Consider the following 16,425-nt stretch of genomic DNA (forward strand, 5'->3'; position numbering starts at 1 on the left):
CGGGCACCGGGCGCCGTCACCCGGAGTGACCTCGCACGGGAGGGGCGTGCGGTGCGCGCCCGCGCCGTCGGAGCATGCGAGAGGGGCGCGGACCGGTCCGAGTGGACGGCGGTCCGCGCCCCCCGGGGCGCGTCTGCGGGCGGTTCCGTCAGCCGACCAGGTTGTCGGCCATCTCCTCGGTCAGATTGGACTCCGTCCCCGGGATGCCCAGGTCCGAGGCGCGCTTGTCGGCCATCGCCAGCAGGCGGCGGATGCGGCCGGCGACCGCGTCCTTGGTCAGCGGCGGATCGGCGAGCGCCCCCAACTCCTCCAGGGACGCCTGCTTGTGCTCCATCCGCAGCCGACCGGCCGCCGCCAGGTGCTCGGGGACCTCCTCGCCCAGGATCTCCAGCGCCCGCTGGACCCGGGCGCCCGCCGCCACCGCCGCCCGTGCCGAGCGGCGCAGGTTGGCGTCGTCGAAGTTGGCGAGCCGGTTGGCGGTGGCCCGCACCTCGCGGCGCATCCGCCGCTCCTCCCAGGCCAGCACCGATTCGTGCGCGCCCAGCCGGGTCAGCAGGGCGCCGATCGCGTCCCCGTCCCGGACGACGACGCGGTCCACTCCGCGCACCTCACGGGCCTTCGCCGCGATCTGGAGCCGGCGGGCCGCCCCGACCAGGGCGAGCGCGGCCTCCGGCCCCGGGCAGGTGACCTCCAAGGAGGAGGAGCGGCCCGGTTCGGTGAGCGAGCCGTGCGCCAGGAAGGCCCCGCGCCAGGCCGCCTCGGCATCGCAGGTGGCCCCCGAGACCACCTGGGGCGGCAACCCCCGGATGGGGCGGCCGCGGCCGTCCACCAGGCCCGTCTGGCGGGCCAGTTGGTCGCCGCCGGCGACCACCCGGACCACGAATCGGGAACCGCGGCGCAACCCCCCGGGGGCCATGACGATCAGTTCGGAACTGTGTCCGAAGATCTCCAGCACGTCCCGCTTCAGCCGCCGGGCGGCCATCGCGGTGTCCAGCTCCGCCTCGATCACGATCCGTCCGCTGACCAGGTGCAGCCCGCCCGCGAACCGCAGGACCGACGAGACCTCCGCCTTCCTACAGCAGGTCCGGGTGACGGGGAGCCGGGAGACCTCGTCCTTCACCGCTGCCGTCATCGCCATGGGCCGATCCTTCCATGCATCCGAAAAATACGGTCGTACGCGGCGGCCAACAGCTCCGGATCGTGCCTCGGGCTGCCGTCGGGCCGGGCCACCGGGGCCAGCTCGACCGCGGCACCGAAGCTCTGTGCGGCCTCGGCCAGTGATTCGCGGTCGGGCACGGCCGCCTCGTCGGCGAGCACCACGTCCAGGGCGAGTTTAGGGGCGTGTCGTCCCAAAACCTCCAAATGACGCTGCGGGGAGAAGCCCTCGGTTTCGCCGGGCTGCGGTGCCAGGTTCAACGCGAGCACCCGGCGCGCCTTGGTCTCGGTGAGGGCGTCCAGCAGCTCGGGCACCAGCAGGTGCGGGATCACCGAGGAGAACCAGGACCCCGGCCCCAGCACCACCCAGTCGGCGTCGAGGACCGCGCCCACCGCCTCCGGCACCGCCGGCGGGTCGTTGGGCACCAGGTGCACCGACTGCACCTCGCCGGGGGTGAGAGCGACGGTGGCCTGTCCGCGCACGGTGTCCACGTCGTCCGGACGCTCCGGATCGTGCCCCTTGACCAGGGCCTCCAGCTCCAGGGGCACCGCGGACATGGGGAGCACCCGGCCGTGCGCCCCCAACAGCTTGCCCACCAGGTCCAGGGCGAGCACGTGGTCGCCGAGCTGCTCCCAGAGGGCCACGATCAGCAGGTTGCCGACCGCGTGGCCGTGCATCTCGCCGGCCGAGTGGAAGCGGTGCTGGATGACCCGCGCCCAGGTCTGGCCCCAGTCGTCGTCCCCGCACAGGGCGGCCAACGCCTTGCGCAGGTCACCGGGGGGCAGGACGCCCAACTCGTCCCGGAGCCGTCCGCTGGAGCCGCCGTCGTCGGCGACGGTGACCACGGCGGTGAGGTCGCCGGTGATCCGGCGCAGTGCGGCGAGGGAGGCCGACAGGCCCATGCCCCCGCCGAGCGCCACGACCTTGGGCTGCGCACCGCGACGGCGGGCCCGTACCGGCTTTTCACCCGGACGGAGGGGGGTGGTGCGCCCGGCGCGCCGCAGCCGGATTGCGCGCGCCGTCATTCGCGGCCCATGTCCCGGTGCACGACGACGGTCTCCACGCCCTCCGCGGCCAGTCGCGCGGCGAGCTTCTCCGACATCGCGACGGAGCGGTGCTTGCCGCCGGTGCACCCGACCGCGATGGTCACGTACCGCTTGCCCTCGCGGCGGTAGCCGGCGGCGATCAGGCGCAGCAGTTCGGCGTACCGGTCCAGGAACTCCTTGGCCCCGGGCTGGTTGAAGACGTAGGCGGCGACCTCCTCGTTGAGCCCGCTGAAGGGCCGCAGCTCGGGCACCCAGTGCGGGTTGGGCAGGAACCGCATGTCCACCACGAGGTCGGCGTCGACGGGCAGCCCGTACTTGAAGCCGAACGACATCACCGTGGCCCGCAGCTCCGGCTCCTCCTCGCCGGCGAACTGGGCGTCCATCTTGGCGCGCAGTTCGTGGACGTTGAGGCTGGAGGTGTCGATCACCAGGTCGGCGTCGCCGCGCAGTTCGCGCAGGAGTTCGCGTTCGGCGGCGATGCCGTCGACGATCCGGCCGTCGCCCTGGAGGGGGTGCGGCCTGCGCACCGACTCGAAGCGGCGCACCAGGGCGTCGTCGGAGGACTCCAGGAAGACGATGCGGCGGGTGACGTGCCGGGCCTCCAGGTCGGCGAGGGACTCGCGGAGGTTGTCGAAGAAGCGCCGGCCCCGGACGTCCACGACGACCGCGATCCGGGCGACGTTGCCCTGGGAGCGGGCCCCGAGCTCGACCATGGTGGGGATCAGCGCGGGCGGGAGGTTGTCGACCACGAACCAGCCGAGGTCCTCCAGGCACTTCGCGGCGGTGGAACGGCCCGCTCCGGACATCCCGGAGATGATCACCAGTTCGGGGATGGCCGTCTCGGGGACGCCGCTGGCGTCGATCACCATGTCGGCACCCGCCTGCGCGCCGTCGCTGCCCGGTTCCGTATGTGCACCCTGTCCGCCCTCGTCCCGTCCGGTGACCGCGTCCCGGGCGCCGGGCCCGGGCGCGGCGCCCGTATCGCGTGTGTCGTGTGCGTCGCCGTTGGTCATGGTTCCTGCCCCCGTCGGTTCTCCGAGGTGTCCGCGGACGCGGGCCCCTCGTCTTCAATGATCTCTCCGGTCGCCGTGTTCACGGCGGGTGCGGCCGGAGCCGCCCGTGCGAAGGCCGCGAGAACGGCCTCGGCGGTCTTGCGGCCCATGCCGGGGACCGCACAGATCTCTTCGATTGTGGCGGACCGGAGCTTCTTGACCGAACCGAAGTGCTTCACCAGGGCGTGCTTGCGGGCCTCCCCGAGGCCGGGCACGTCGTCGAGGGGGCCGGTCCGCAGCCGCTTGGCCCGTTTGGCGCGCTGGTAGGTGATCGCGAACCGGTGCGCCTCGTCACGGACCCGTTGCAGCAGGTACAGGCCCTCGCTGGTCCGGGGCAGGACCACCGGGTCGTCCTCCCCGGGCACCCACACCTCTTCGAGGCGCTTGGCCAGGCCGCACACCGCGATGTCGTCGAGCCCCAGTTCGTCCAGCGCCCGCTGGGCGGCGGCCACCTGGGGCCGGCCGCCGTCGACCACGACGAGTTGCGGCGGGTAGGCGAACCGCCGGGGGCGGCCGTCGCCGTCGGTCGGCCCGGCGGGCTCCTCCGGACGGCCGTCGGCGCGCAGCACCTCGGTCTCCGGCTCCGCGCCGGCGGGCGCCGGGTACCCGGCGCCTTCGAGGCCCTCCGCGGGCTCGTCGTTCCCGGCGGGCTCACCGGTCCACTCCCCGGTGCGCTCCTTCTCGGCGAGGTAGCGTCGGAAGCGTCGGGTGATCACCTCGTGCATCGAGCGCACGTCGTCCTGGCCCCGGCCGTGCCAGAGCGGGGTGTCACCGGCCCGGCCCTTGATCTGGAACCTCCGGTACTCGCTCTTGCGGGCGAGCCCGTCCTCGAAGACCACCATGGAGGCCACGACGTCGTCGCCCTGGAAGTGGGAGACGTCGTAGCACTCGATCCGCAGCGGGGCGCTCTCCAGGTCCAGGGCGGTGGCGATCTCCTCCAGCGCGCGGGAGCGGGTGGTGAGGTCGGAGGCGCGCTTGGTCTTGTGCAGGACCAGGGACTGCTGCGCGTTGCGGGCGACGGTCTCCATCAGGGCCTTCTTGTCACCGCGCCGGGGGACCCGTAGCGAGACCTGGGAGCCGCGCCGGCCGGACAGCCACTCCTGGACGGGGTCGGCCGGCTCCGGCAGCGCGGGGACCAGCACCTCCTTGGGGACGGCGTCCCCGCTCTCCTCCCCGTACAGCTGTTGCAGGGCGTGCTCGACGAGGCCCCCGGTGGTGACGGCCTCTACCTTGTCGGTGACCCAGCCGCGTTGGCCGCGCACCCGGCCGCCGCGCACGTGGAAGATCTGCACGGCCGCCTCCAACTCGTCCTCGGCGAGGGCGATCAGATCGGCGTCGGTGGCGTCCGCGAGGACGACGGCGCTCTTCTCCATGGCCTTGCGGAGCGCCTCGATGTCGTCGCGCAGCCGGGCGGCCCGCTCGTACTCCATGTCCTCCGCCGCCTCCTGCATCCGCTCCTCCAGCCGGCGGAGGTGGGCGCCGGTGCGGCCGGCCATGAAGTCGCAGAACTCCTCGGCGAGTTCACGGTGCTCCTCGGGGGTGACCCGGCCGACGCAGGGGGCCGAGCACTTGCCGATGTAGCCCAGCAGGCAGGGCCGGCCGGTGCGCGCGGCGTTCTTGAACACGCCCGCCGAGCAGGTGCGCACGGGGAAGACCCGGAGCAGCAGGTCGACGGTGTCGCGGATGGCCCACGCGTGCCCGTAGGGGCCGAAGTAGCGCACGCCCCTGCGCTTCTGGCCGCGCATCACCTGGACCCGGGGGAAGTCCTCGTTCATCGTCACCGCGAGGTACGGATAGCTCTTGTCGTCGCGGTACTTGACGTTGAAGCGGGGGTCGAACTCCTTGATCCAGGAGTACTCCAACTGGAGCGCCTCGACCTCCGTCGACACCACCGTCCACTCCACCGACGCGGCCGTGGTGACCATCGTGCGGGTGCGCGGGTGCAGGCCCGCGAGGTCCTGGAAGTAGTTCGCCAGCCGCTGGCGCAGGCTCTTCGCCTTGCCGACGTAGATCACCCGGCCGTGCTCGTCCCGGAACTTGTAGACCCCCGGCGAGTCGGGGACCTGTCCCGGCTTGGGGCGGTAGCTGGAGGGGTCGGCCATGTCCACACCCTACTGGCGCGGACCGACAGGCCGGCCGGTCAGGGGGCCGGCCGCGGTGCGGTCGGGGTGCGGCTCCGGGGTGCCGGGCCGCAGCCGGTTTCCGTGGGCCCGGCGGGCCCGGTCCGGCGCCCCGCGGGGCGAGTGGTCCCGCGGGGCGAGTGGTCCCGCGGGGCGAGTGGTCCCGCGGGGCGAGTGGTCCCGCGGGGCGTCGAGGGGTTCGGGCGGTGCCGCGGGTCGGCCCGCAGCACCGTCCCGGGGCGCGCGAAGCGGCGCGCACCCCGGGGTGGTGCGGTGCGGTCAGCCGGCGGGGCGGTCCGCACGGCGCCGCAGGGCGGTGCCGGCCCAGAGGAGCGCGGCGAGCGCGCCGACCCCGGCGGCGCCGGAGGCCACCGCGACGGAGACGTTCACCGGGCCGGCGGCGTCCTGCACGGGAGCGGCCGCCCGGGAGACGGGCGCGTCGTGGTCGCCCGCTCCGGTGGCGGCGGTCGCCCCGTACCCGCCCGCCTTGCCCGACTTCGCGTACGCCGAGCCCTTCAGCTTGTCGCCGTAGGCACGGCGCACGTGCGTGCGGTACTCGGCGAGGCTCGCGCCGTCCGCGCCGATCGCCTTGCGGGCCTGACCGTCCAGGGGCACCACGCGGTCGCCCCGGTGCACGTACCAGGCGCCGACCTGGGGTTCCTGGAAGACGGTGCCGCCGGGCAGCTTCCGCTCGCCGAGCGCCGCGTAGCGGGTCTCGTCGTCGCCGGTGGCGATGTTCACGACCTGCCAGCGGCCCTCGTGACGCGCCGTCCACAGGGAGGCCGTGCGGCCGTCCGCGGCGACCGCGCGGCTGGCGTGGTACACGGGCACCGCGACCGGGGCGCCCCGCTCCCCCGCGACGAAGTCCGGGGAGAGGTGGTGCACCGGCACCGCACCGTCCTCGACCTGCGCGGCGTCGGCCCGGGACACCCGGGCGGCGTCGTTCGCGGCGGCCGGTGCCCCGTCCTGGGCGAAGAACCGGGCGAGGGTGTCGGCCACCTCGGGGGAACCCGCCGCCCGGTCGGCGGCGGCGCTGGCCGCCCGGTCCTTCTCGGGGGTGGTGTCGGCGAGGGCCGTGGGGGCGGCCAGGCCGGTCAGCAGGACCGCGGCGCCGAGGGCGAGCGCGGTGCGCGGCAGGGCACGGGTCGAACGCGCGGGTATCTGGTGTCGCACCGTGCTCACGCCCCGATCCGGTAGAGGGAGTGGGTCCAGCTGAAGGTGGAGTTGTTCACGTACCAGTCGTGGGCGGCCCAGCTGTAGCGCTGGCTGGTCTTCCACGGATCGCCCCAGTAGACCCAGTTCCGGGAGTCGTCGTAGCCGTACAGGACGTGCATGTGACCGCCGCCGGAGGACCACTGGATGCGGGTCTCCACGGGCCGGTTGGCGTTGATCTCGGTCTGGAGCGTGGCGTACCGCAGCCAGCCGTTCACGTACGAACCGGGGGCGACGCCCGCCCAGCGCAGTCCGGTCTGGACGTTGGCCAGGGTGGCCTGCGAATTGGGGCACTGGGTGTTCTGGGAGCGGTTGAAGGCGGCGTTGCAGAACTGGTTCTGCGAATAGGTGCGGCCGTACCAGGCGGCGATGGTGTTGCCGGCCGCGGCCCAGCACCAGTTGGTCTTCTCCTGGGCCTGCATGGTGATGTCCAGCTGCTTGGCGGCCAGGGCCGACACCCCGCCGGGGGCGACCCGTTCCGCGGTCGCGACGGCGGCGGGCTCGGTGGCCAGGGGGGCCGCCTGGGCGGGGCTGGTGAGTGCGGCCAGGGCCGCGGCGGCGACGGTCGCCGCCAACAGCGCGGGCCGCCGTGTTCGGAGGGAGCGGAGGGTTCTGTTGCGCATCGCGTTCCTCGCAGGGGGATGGTTGAGCTGAGGAGCGCGTCCGGACGCTGGGGTTGAGCATTAAGTGTTGTCCAGTGCAGGTCAACAGGCTTCAATGCGGGGGGACGTGAGTCCGTGAACGGGGGCGTACGTATGTGAACGAGCCGGGGAAGACCGCCAGGTCATCCCCGGTACCGGTACCGGCGGCCGGCAGGGCCGTTGTGGACATTCACAGAAGGGGCCCTTGATGCAGCACGGCACCACCCCGTCGGACGCTCCGGTCGAGAGCGGCGCACCGCCCACCGCTCCGGTCGAGGACCTGGAGACGGCGCTGAAGACGGGCCCCTTCCACGTCGCCCTGCGGGCCGCGATCACGGCGCGTTGCCTGTCCCTCCAGCGGGTGCAGCACCACCTGGCCCGGGCGGGGGTGCGGGTCGGGGTGACCAGCCTGAGCTACTGGCAGCAGGGCGCGCGCCGCCCGCGGCGGCCGGAGTCCCTCCGGGCGGTACGGGCGCTGGAGGAGATCCTGCGGCTCCCCGAGGAGTCCCTGATCAAGCTGCTCGCCCAGCCGGACGGCGCCAAGGGCGCGGGACGCCCCTCGTCCCGTTCCTACCGCTCCCTGGTGGAGGCGGCGGACGTGCTCGAACAGCTCCTCGGCGAGTTGGAGTCCCCGGTGGACGGCGGACTGCACACGGTCGGCCACCACGAGCGGGTCCGGATCGGGGCGCGCCGGGAGCTGATGGGCCGCGAATCGCACCAGATCGTGCGCGCCCACAAGGACGGGGTCGACCGGTACGTCGCCATCCACCACGGCGACCCCGGGTGCGCACCGGACCGGGTGGCCGTCCGCGCCTTGGAGAACTGCCGCACGGGGCGGGTCCGTTGGCACACCGGGACCGGGGTGTTGGCGGCGGAGTTCCTCTTCGACACGGTGCTGCGGGGCGGGGACACCCATCTGTTCCGGTACGCCTTCGAGGACGGCACCGCGGGCGCCTCCGAGGAGTACGTGCGGGGCTTCAGCTTCGCGGGCGGGCAGTACCTGCTCCAGGTGCGCTTCGCCGAGGAGGCCCTGCCGGTGCGGTGCCACCGCTTCGCCCAGCACTCCGCTGCGGCGCCCCGCGGTGCGCGCCGGGAGCTGCCGTTGAGCGGGAGGCACCGCTCGGTGCACTTCGTGGAGCCCCAGGTCCGCGCCGGGCTGCTCGGCATCACCTGGGACTGGGACTGAGCGTCCCCCTCGCGGTCAGGCCTCCGGGCCCGCGATCAGCTTGCCGCCCTCGATCCGGACCGGCACCTTCGGCAGCGGCACCGTGGCCGGACGCTGGAGCACCTCGCCGGTGGTGGCGTCGAAGTGGCTGCCGTGACAGGGACAGATCAGGGTGGTGCCCTCCAGCTTGCTGATGGCGCACCTCCCGTGCGTGCAGACGCTGCCGTGGGCGGTGAGGGCGCCGTCCGCGGCCCGGGTGACCACCACCCTCTCCTTCCTGAACAGCTTGGTCTCGCCCTTCGCCACCTCCGCCTCGGGCCCCAGGTCCACGGGGGCGGTGGGGGTGGCGCTGGCCGCCCGGGGGAGGTTCCCGGTGGCGGAGCAGGCGGTGAGCCCGATGCCGGCCACCGGTACGGCCGCCGCCCCTTGCAACAGGGTGCGGCGGCTCGGCGTCGGGTGAGCGGACATGGCGTCTCCGTGGGTGCGTGCGGGTGGGGGTCCGGGCCCGGGCGAAGGCAGCGGGCGGACCGCGGTGGGGCGGTTCCGACCCTACCCGCCGCCGTCCGGCCGGCCCGGCGGGGGTGGCGGCCGCGGCGGGCCGCGTACGCTGCGGTCCGGACCCGTGCCGGTCTCCGGAGGCGCCCCCGGCGCTCCGGCCGGAACCGACCCGTGGGAGGACCCGTACGTGATCGTCGTCGCCGGTGAGGCCCTGATCGACCTGGTGCCCGACCGCCCCGACCCCTGGGCGCCCCTGCACCCGCGGCCCGGCGGGGGCCCGTACAACACCGCGCTGGCCCTGGGGCGGCTGGGCTCGCGCACCGCGTTCCTGTCCCGGCTGAGCGAGGACGGCTACGGCACGGCGCTGCTGGCCGGGTTGAGCGGGGCCGGGGTGGACGTGTCGGGCGTGCAGCGCGGTCCCGAACCCACCACCCTGGCCCTGGCCTCGGTGGCCCCGGACGGCGGCGCGGGGTACGCGTTCTACGGGGAGGGCACCGCCGACCGGCTGTTCACCGCTCCGGACCGGCTGCCCGCGGGGACGCGGGCGGTGTCCTTCGGCACCTGCTCCCTGGTCCTGGAACCGGGCGCCAGCGCCTACGAACGGGTGCTGCACCGCGCCCACCGGGACGGCGTCCTCACCGTGCTGGACCCCAACGTCCGCCCGGCCCTGGTCCCGGACGCCAAGGCCCACCGGGCGCGGTTCCGGTCCTGGTTGCCCTCCGTCGACCTGCTGAAGCTCTCCGTCGAGGACGCCCGGTGGCTGGGCGGCACGCCGGCCGACTGGCTGGCCGCGGGCCCGGCCGCGGTGGTGCTGACCCGGGGCGCGGACGGACTCTCGGTGCACACCCGCGCCGGGGAGGAGGTGCGGGTGCCCGCCGTCCGGGTGCGGGTGGTGGACACGATCGGCGCGGGTGACACGGTCACCGCGGCGTTGCTGCACCGCTTGGCGGCGCACGACGCGCTGGGCGCGGGGGCACTCGCCGCGCTCCCGCGGAGCGGCTGGGCCGACGTCCTCGGCTTCGCGGCCCGGGCGGCGGCGCTCACCTGCACCCGCCGGGGCGCGGACGCCCCGACCGCGGCGGAGGTGTCGGCGTCCTGAGCCGCCCGGGGCCGGCCGCCGCGCGGCGGCCGGCCCCGGGGTGCCGTCACGCCTTGCGGGTCCGGCGGGCCGCAGTCGTCTTCTTGGCCGGGGCCTTCTTCGCCGCCGTGGTCTTGGCGGCTGCGGTCTTGGCGGCCGTCCGCCGCTTGCGGACCGGGGACACCGTGGCGGCACCCACCCGGTCGGCTCCCAGGACGTCCTGGAGGAACTTGCCGGTGTGGCTGGCCGGGACCCCCGCGATCTCCTCCGGGGTCCCCTCGGCGACGACCAGACCGCCGCCGTTGCCGCCCTCCGGCCCCATGTCCACGACCCAGTCCGCCGTCTTGATCACGTCGAGGTTGTGCTCGATCACGATGACGGTGTTGCCCTTGTCGACCAGTCCGGCCAGCACGGTGATCAGCTTGCTGATGTCCTCGAAGTGCAGGCCGGTGGTGGGCTCGTCGAGGACGTACACCGTGCGGCCGGTGGAGCGCTTCTGCAACTCGCTGGCGAGCTTGACCCGCTGGGCCTCGCCGCCGGAGAGGGTCGGCGCGGGCTGTCCGAGGCGGACGTAGCCGAGCCCGACCTCGTGCAGCGTCTTGAGGTGCCGGGCGATGGCGGGCACCGCCTCGAAGAAGTCGAGCGCCTCCTCGATGGGCATGTCGAGCACTTCGGCGATGGACTTGCCCTTGTAGTGGACGTCCAGCGTCTCCCGGTTGTAGCGCGCGCCGTGGCAGACCTCGCAGGGCACGTACACGTCCGGCAGGAAGTTCATCTCGATCTTGATCGTGCCGTCGCCGGAGCAGTTCTCGCACCGACCGCCCTTGACGTTGAACGAGAAGCGGCCCGGCTGGTACCCGCGGACCTTGGCCTCGGTGGTCTCCGCGAACAGCCTGCGCACGTGGTCGAAGACCCCGGTGTAGGTGGCCGGGTTGGAGCGGGGGGTCCGTCCGATCGGGGACTGGTCGACGTGGACGACCTTGTCGACCAGGTCGTCGCCGTCGACCCGGGTGTGTCGGCCGGGCACGCTCCGGGCGCCGTTCAGTTCGCGGGCGAGGTGGGTGTAGAGGATGTCGTTGACCAAGGTCGACTTCCCGGAGCCGGAGACCCCGGTGACCGCGGTGAGCACGCCCAGCGGGAAGGAGACGTCGATGTCCCGGAGGTTGTTCTCGCGGGCGCCGTGCACGGTGAGCCGGCGGGAGGGGTCGACCGGGCGGCGGATCTCGGGCAGCGGGATGCTGCGCTCGCCCGCGAGGTACGCCCCGGTGATCGAATCGCCGTTGGTCAGGAGTTCGGCCAACGAACCGCTGTGGACGACCTCGCCGCCGTGCTCGCCGGCGCCGGGGCCGATGTCCACCACCCAGTCGGCGACCTTGATGGTGTCCTCGTCGTGCTCCACCACGATGAGCGTGTTGCCCATGTCGCGCAGCCGCACCAGGGTCTCGATCAGCCGGTGGTTGTCCCGCTGGTGGAGCCCGATCGACGGCTCGTCCAGCACGTACAGCACGCCCACCAGACCGGAGCCGATCTGGGTGGCCAACCGGATGCGCTGGGCCTCGCCGCCGGACAGGGTGCCCGCCGCACGGTTCAGCGAGAGGTAGTCGAGGCCGACGTCCACCAGGAACCGCAGGCGCTCGTTGACCTCCTTGAGGACGCGTTCGGCGATCTTCTTGTCACGGGCGTTGAGCTTGAGCCGCCCGAGGAAGTCCGCGCAGTCGCTGATCGACATGGCGGAGACCTCGGCGATCGACTTCTCCATCACCGTGACCGCCAGCACGATCGGCTTCAGCCGGGTGCCCTGGCAGGTGGGGCAGGGCACCTCGCGCATGTAGCCCTCGAAGCGCTCCCTGCTGGTGTCGCTCTCGGCCTCGCTGTGCCGCCGCTTCACGAACTGCACGGCGCCCTCGAAGGCGGTGGTGTAGACCCGCTCCCGGCCGTAGCGGTTGCGGTAGCGGACCTCGATCTGCGTGCGGTGTCCGTTGAGCAGGGCCTTCTTGGCCCGTTGCGGCAGTCCTCGCCAGGGGATGTCCGTCCGGAAGCCCAGGGCCTCGGAGAGTGCCCCGACCAGCCGTCCGAAGTAGTCCTTGGTCGCCCCGTGGGACCAGGGGTGGATCGCCCCCTCGTCCAGGGACTTGTCCTCGTCCGGGACGATCAGCTCCGGATCGACCTCCATCCGCGTGCCGATGCCGGTGCAGTCGGGGCAGGCGCCGAAGGGGGAGTTGAAGGAGAAGGAGCGCGGCTCCAGCTCCTCGAACGACAGGTCGTCGTAGGGGCAGTAGAGGTGCTCCGAGTACATGCGTTCGCGCTCGGGGTCGTCCTCGGGCAGGTCCACGAAGTCCAGCACGACCATGCCGCCGGAGAGTCCGAGGGCGGTCTCCACCGAGTCCGTCAGCCGGCGCTTGGCGCTGTCCTTGACGGTGAGGCGGTCCACGACCACCTCGATGGTGTGCTTCTCCTGCTTCTTCAGGACGGGCGGCTCCGCGAGCTGGACGGTCTCCCCGTCCACCCGGGCCCGGCTGTAGCCCTTGGTCTGGAGGTCGGCGAAGAGGTCGACGAACTCGCCCTTGCGCTCGCGCACCAGCGGCGACAGGACCTGGAAGCGGCTGCCCTCGGGCAGGGCGAGGACCTTGTCCACGATCGCCTGGGGCGACTGGCGGGAGATCGGGCGCCCGCACTCGGGGCAGTGCGGCTTGCCGATCCGGGCGAAGAGGAGCCGCAGGTAGTCGTAGACCTCGGTGATCGTGCCGACCGTGGAGCGGGGGTTGCGCGAGGTGGACTTCTGGTCGATCGAGACGGCCGGGGACAGCCCCTCGATGAAGTCGACGTCCGGCTTGTCCATCTGCCCGAGGAACTGCCGGGCGTACGAGGACAGCGACTCGACGTAGCGCCGCTGCCCCTCGGCGAAGATCGTGTCGAAGGCGAGCGAGGACTTGCCCGAACCGGACAGGCCCGTGAAGACGATGAGCGAGTCACGCGGCAGGTCGAGCGAGACGTTCTTCAGATTGTGCTCGCGGGCACCACGGACGATGAGACGGTCGGCCACGCCGGTCCGCACCTTTCTTGAATGAAGCGACAGGGCGGGGCCCCCGGTCCTCCCGGACTCCTGAGGGGCCGCCGTCAGCGATGGGCGGTCGTGCTGGAAACGGGACGCTCGACGGCGCTCCCGACATGTCAAGCATGCCCGATGCTCGTTCCGAGCTTATAGCACGTGCATTCGATTTCCGGTCCTGGGACGCCACCTTCACTCGAAGGTGTGGCGGGGCTATCGTCGTGGCCATGATTGATCATGTACGCGACCTGGAAGCTGTACGTGACGCGACCGAGCGGCTCCTCGCCGCGATCGCCGCCCTGGACAACGCCTCATCAGCCGAGCCGTCACGCCTGCCCGGCTGGAGCAGAGGGCACGTGCTGGCCCATCTGTCCCGCAACGCCGACGCCCTCGTGAACGTGCTGACCGGGCTCCCCATGTACGAGAGCGCCGAGGCCCGGGAGGCGGACATCGCCCGGGACGCCGACCGGGACCTCGACACCCACCTCAAGGACGTGCGCACGAGCGCGGAGCGGTTGTTCGCGACCGCCGCCGCGCAGACCGACTGGTCCCGGACGGTGCACCTGCGGGGCGGGGTCACCGACACCGCCTCCCGCGTCCCGTTCCGCCGTCTGGTGGAGGTCGAACTGCACCACGTCGACCTGGGCATCGGCTACGAGCTGGAGGACCTGCCGCTCGGCTTCGTCCAGCAGGAGATCCTCTTCCTCGCCGAACGGTTCCGCGGGCACGACACCGTCCCGGGCGTCCTGATCCGCCAGGACGACGGCCGCATGATCACGACCGGCGACCGCACCGGAACCCCGCTCACCGTCACCGGCCGCCAGGCCGACCTCCTGGGTTGGCTGGCCGGTCGTCGCGACGGCGCGGCGCTCACCGTCGTCGGCGGAGCCCTCCCCGTGCTGCCGGGCCTCTGAGCCACCCCGTACCGGGCGGGTCCGGGAGGGCCCGCCCGGACCTCGCGGTTCGACCCCGCCCCCGCACCGTGCTGAGTAGGCTGAAGCCATGACGTACAGCGGAGTGGTGAAGGTCGGCGGTCCCGCGGACGTGCACGAGTTGCAGGACCTGATGATCTCCAAGGTCGCGGTCGGACCGATGGAGAACAACGCCTATCTGCTCCGCTGCCGCGCCACCGACGCGCAGTTGCTGATCGACGCCGCCAACGACGCCCCGACCCTGCTCACGCTGATCGGCTCCGACGGGATCGCCTCGGTGGTCACCACCCATCGGCACGCGGACCACTGGCAGGCGCTCGCCGAGGTGGTCGCCGCGACCGGCGCCCGCACCTACGCCGGGCGGTACGACGCCGAGGGCATCCCGGTGCCGACCGACGTGCCGGTGGCGGACGGCGACGTGCTGCGGGTGGGGCGGGTCGAACTGCGCGCCGTCCACCTCCGGGGCCACACCCCCGGGTCGATCGCTTTGGTCTACGACGACCCGCACGGCCCCCCGCACGTGTTCACCGGTGACTGCCTGTTCCCCGGCGGGGTCGGCAACACCCGCCGCGACCCGGTCGCCTTCACGGACCTGCTGAACGACGTGGAGACCAAGGTCTTCGACGTGCTGCCCGACGAGACCTGGGTCTACCCGGGGCACGGCCGGGACACCACCCTGGGCGCCGAGCGCCCCCAGCTCCCCGCGTGGCGGGCCCGCGGCTGGTAGCCGTCCGGGCCCCGCCCTCAGCCGTCCGCCCGCTCGGCCAGCAGCGCCGCGACGCGCTCCACGCCGAAGGCGTAGCCCTGCACCCCGCAGCCCGCGATGACCCCGTCCGCGCGCAGCGACACGTAGGAGTGGTGCCGGAACGCCTCGCGCCGGTGGACGTTCGAGATGTGCACCTCCACGACCGGCAGGCCGTCGCAGGCGTTGAGGGCGTCGAGCAGGGCGACGGAGGTGTGCGAGTAGGCGGCCGGGTTGATCACGATGCCCGCGTGGCCCAGGCGGGCCTCGTGGATCCAGTCCACCAACTCGCCCTCGTGGTTGGACTGCCGGAAGTCCACGGTGCCGCCGTGCCCGGCGGCCGTTCGGGCGCACAGGTCCTCGACGTCGGCGAGGGTGGCGCGGCCGTAGATCTCGGGCTGGCGCAGCCCCAGCAGGTTCAGGTTGGGCCCGTTGAGGACCATGATCGGGGCGGTGGCCAGGGAGTGGGCGGGGCGGGTCATCGCGGGGCCTCCGGTCGGTGCGGCGTTCAGGGGTGTCTATCACGCGCGGCGGACCGCCCGGGAGGCCGCGCGGTCAGGGGTTCACGGCGAGCACCAGGTAGGCGGCGAGCAGCACCAGGTGGACGCCGCCTTGGAGGGGGGTGGCCCGGCCGGGCACCACGGTGAGGGTGCCGACGACGACCGTGAGCGCGAGCAGCACCATGTGGGTGGCGCTCAGTCCGAGCACCAAGGGCCCGGACAGCCAGATCGAGGCGACGGCGACGGCCGGGATGGTCAGCCCGATGCTGGCCATCGCCGAGCCGAGGCCGAGGTTCAGGCTGATCTGCACCCGGTCGCGGCGGGCGGCCCGGACCGCGGCGATGGTCTCCGGGAGCAGCACGAGCAGCGCGATGATGACGCCGACCACCGCGTGCGGCATCCCGGCGCCCTCCACCGCCGACTCGATGGTCGGTGAGACTCCTTTGGCGAGCCCGACCACCCCCACGAGGGCGAGGACCAGCAGGGCGAGGCTGGCGTAGGCGGCCCGGGCACTGGGCCGTTCGGCCTCCTGGCCGGCGGAGGTGGTGTCGATGACCTCGCCGCCCTGGGTGATCGGCAGGAAGTACGACCGGTGGCGCACGGTCTGGGTGGCGACGAAGAGCCCGTACAGGATCAGCGAGGCCACGGCGGCGAAGGTGAGCTGCGAGGTGGAGAACTCGGGTCCGGGCTTGCTGGTGGTGAAGGTGGGCAGGACGAGGCTGAGCGTGGCGATGGTGGCCACGGTGGCGAGGGCCGCTCCGGTTCCCTCGGGATTGAAGACCGCGACCCGGTGCCGCAGGGAGCCGACGAGGAGGCTGAGACCCACGATGCCGTTGCAGGTGATCATGACGGCGGCGAAGACGGTGTCCCGGGCGAGGGTGGCGCTCTTGTCACCTCCGTCGATCATCAGGGTGACGATCAGGGCCACCTCGATGATCGTGACGGCGACCGCGAGGACCAGGGAGCCCAGGGGTTCGCCGACCCGGTGGGCGACGACCTCCGCGTGGTGCACGGCGGCGAGCACGGCCGCGGCGAGGACCAGGGTGACCACGCCGACGAGGGGGCCCGCGAGGTCCCGCCCCCAGGTGAGGGCCAGGAGGACCACTCCGAGGACCGGCATCGCCTCGGTCCAGCGCGACACCACTTCTCGAAGCCCAACGATCATGATCCGATCGTACGATCCGAGCCTCCGTCGTTCCAGACGGGGTCAGCACCCATATCGGGTGGAGTCGGG

The 16,425-nt window shown here is 73.1% G+C and carries 14 protein-coding genes; 4 read left to right on the top strand and 10 right to left on the bottom strand.

Annotated features, from left to right (window positions below; genetic code table 11):
* Nucleotides 1–148: 148 nt before the first annotated feature.
* The 6 genes from whiA to ACSMX9_RS04805 form a co-directional block, all read right to left on the bottom strand.
* Complete coding sequence (gene whiA, locus ACSMX9_RS04780) at nucleotides 149–1,138, bottom strand: DNA-binding protein WhiA (protein ID WP_351244362.1); 990 nt, start codon at nucleotides 1,136–1,138, stop codon at nucleotides 149–151.
* A complete protein-coding gene (locus tag ACSMX9_RS04785) occupies nucleotides 1,129–2,181 on the bottom strand; it encodes a gluconeogenesis factor YvcK family protein (RefSeq protein WP_445400211.1) in 1,053 nt (350 codons plus the stop codon). The genes whiA and ACSMX9_RS04785 overlap by 10 nt, the downstream gene beginning before the upstream one ends.
* Entirely contained in the window at nucleotides 2,178–3,071 is an 894-nt protein-coding gene (gene rapZ / locus ACSMX9_RS04790) for an RNase adapter RapZ (RefSeq protein ID WP_351244378.1), read from the bottom strand. Before rapZ ends, ACSMX9_RS04785 begins: the two co-directional genes overlap by 4 nt.
* Before the next feature lie 140 nt (nucleotides 3,072–3,211).
* The gene (uvrC, locus tag ACSMX9_RS04795; RefSeq protein ID WP_445400213.1) at nucleotides 3,212–5,356 is read right to left on the bottom strand and encodes an excinuclease ABC subunit UvrC; all 2,145 of its coding nucleotides are present in this window, start codon (nucleotides 5,354–5,356) and stop codon (nucleotides 3,212–3,214) included.
* Between the two features lie 297 nt (nucleotides 5,357–5,653).
* A complete protein-coding gene (locus ACSMX9_RS04800; protein ID WP_445400215.1) occupies nucleotides 5,654–6,556 on the bottom strand; it encodes a hypothetical protein in 903 nt (300 codons plus the stop codon).
* A complete protein-coding gene (locus tag ACSMX9_RS04805) occupies nucleotides 6,553–7,209 on the bottom strand; it encodes a papain-like cysteine protease family protein (RefSeq protein ID WP_445400217.1) in 657 nt (218 codons plus the stop codon). The genes ACSMX9_RS04800 and ACSMX9_RS04805 overlap by 4 nt, the downstream gene beginning before the upstream one ends.
* Nucleotides 7,210–7,435: 226 nt before the next feature.
* On the opposite strand from ACSMX9_RS04805, the gene ACSMX9_RS04810 reads away from it, so the two are divergent.
* A complete protein-coding gene (locus tag ACSMX9_RS04810) occupies nucleotides 7,436–8,413 on the top strand; it encodes a hypothetical protein (protein WP_445400219.1) in 978 nt (325 codons plus the stop codon).
* 15 nt (nucleotides 8,414–8,428) lie between these two features.
* Here ACSMX9_RS04810 and ACSMX9_RS04815 read toward each other — a convergent pair whose 3' ends face one another.
* A complete protein-coding gene (locus tag ACSMX9_RS04815) occupies nucleotides 8,429–8,860 on the bottom strand; it encodes a Rieske 2Fe-2S domain-containing protein (RefSeq protein ID WP_445400221.1) in 432 nt (143 codons plus the stop codon).
* A gap of 217 nt (nucleotides 8,861–9,077) precedes the next feature.
* Here ACSMX9_RS04815 and ACSMX9_RS04820 point away from each other — a divergent pair, with 217 nt between their 5' ends.
* On the top strand, nucleotides 9,078–9,989 hold the full coding sequence (locus tag ACSMX9_RS04820; protein ID WP_445402891.1) for a carbohydrate kinase family protein: 912 nt from the start codon (nucleotides 9,078–9,080) through the stop codon (nucleotides 9,987–9,989).
* 46 nt (nucleotides 9,990–10,035) lie between these two features.
* On the opposite strand, the gene uvrA is transcribed toward ACSMX9_RS04820, so the two are convergent.
* A complete protein-coding gene (gene uvrA / locus ACSMX9_RS04825) occupies nucleotides 10,036–13,011 on the bottom strand; it encodes an excinuclease ABC subunit UvrA (RefSeq protein WP_445400223.1) in 2,976 nt (991 codons plus the stop codon).
* Nucleotides 13,012–13,244: 233 nt separating this feature from the next.
* Here uvrA and ACSMX9_RS04830 point away from each other — a divergent pair, with 233 nt between their 5' ends.
* Together ACSMX9_RS04830 and ACSMX9_RS04835 are read left to right on the top strand one after the other, a co-directional pair.
* Nucleotides 13,245–13,931 (top strand): maleylpyruvate isomerase family mycothiol-dependent enzyme, encoded by a 687-nt coding sequence (locus tag ACSMX9_RS04830; RefSeq protein WP_445400225.1) that lies wholly within the window; start codon nucleotides 13,245–13,247, stop codon nucleotides 13,929–13,931.
* A gap of 88 nt (nucleotides 13,932–14,019) precedes the next feature.
* Nucleotides 14,020–14,676: an MBL fold metallo-hydrolase gene (locus ACSMX9_RS04835; protein WP_445400227.1), complete on the top strand. Its 657-nt coding sequence runs from the start codon at nucleotides 14,020–14,022 to the stop codon at nucleotides 14,674–14,676.
* A gap of 17 nt (nucleotides 14,677–14,693) precedes the next feature.
* Here the strand turns inward: ACSMX9_RS04835 and aroQ are convergent, their stop codons facing one another.
* Nucleotides 14,694–15,173, bottom strand: coding sequence for a type II 3-dehydroquinate dehydratase (gene aroQ, locus ACSMX9_RS04840; protein ID WP_445400229.1), 480 nt, complete (start codon nucleotides 15,171–15,173; stop codon nucleotides 14,694–14,696).
* A 73-nt stretch (nucleotides 15,174–15,246) separates the two neighbouring features.
* The gene (locus tag ACSMX9_RS04845) at nucleotides 15,247–16,356 is read right to left on the bottom strand and encodes a calcium:proton antiporter (RefSeq protein ID WP_445400231.1); all 1,110 of its coding nucleotides are present in this window, start codon (nucleotides 16,354–16,356) and stop codon (nucleotides 15,247–15,249) included.
* Nucleotides 16,357–16,425: the final 69 nt, after the last annotated feature.

Source organism: Streptomyces sp. LE64 (genome assembly GCF_052606915.1).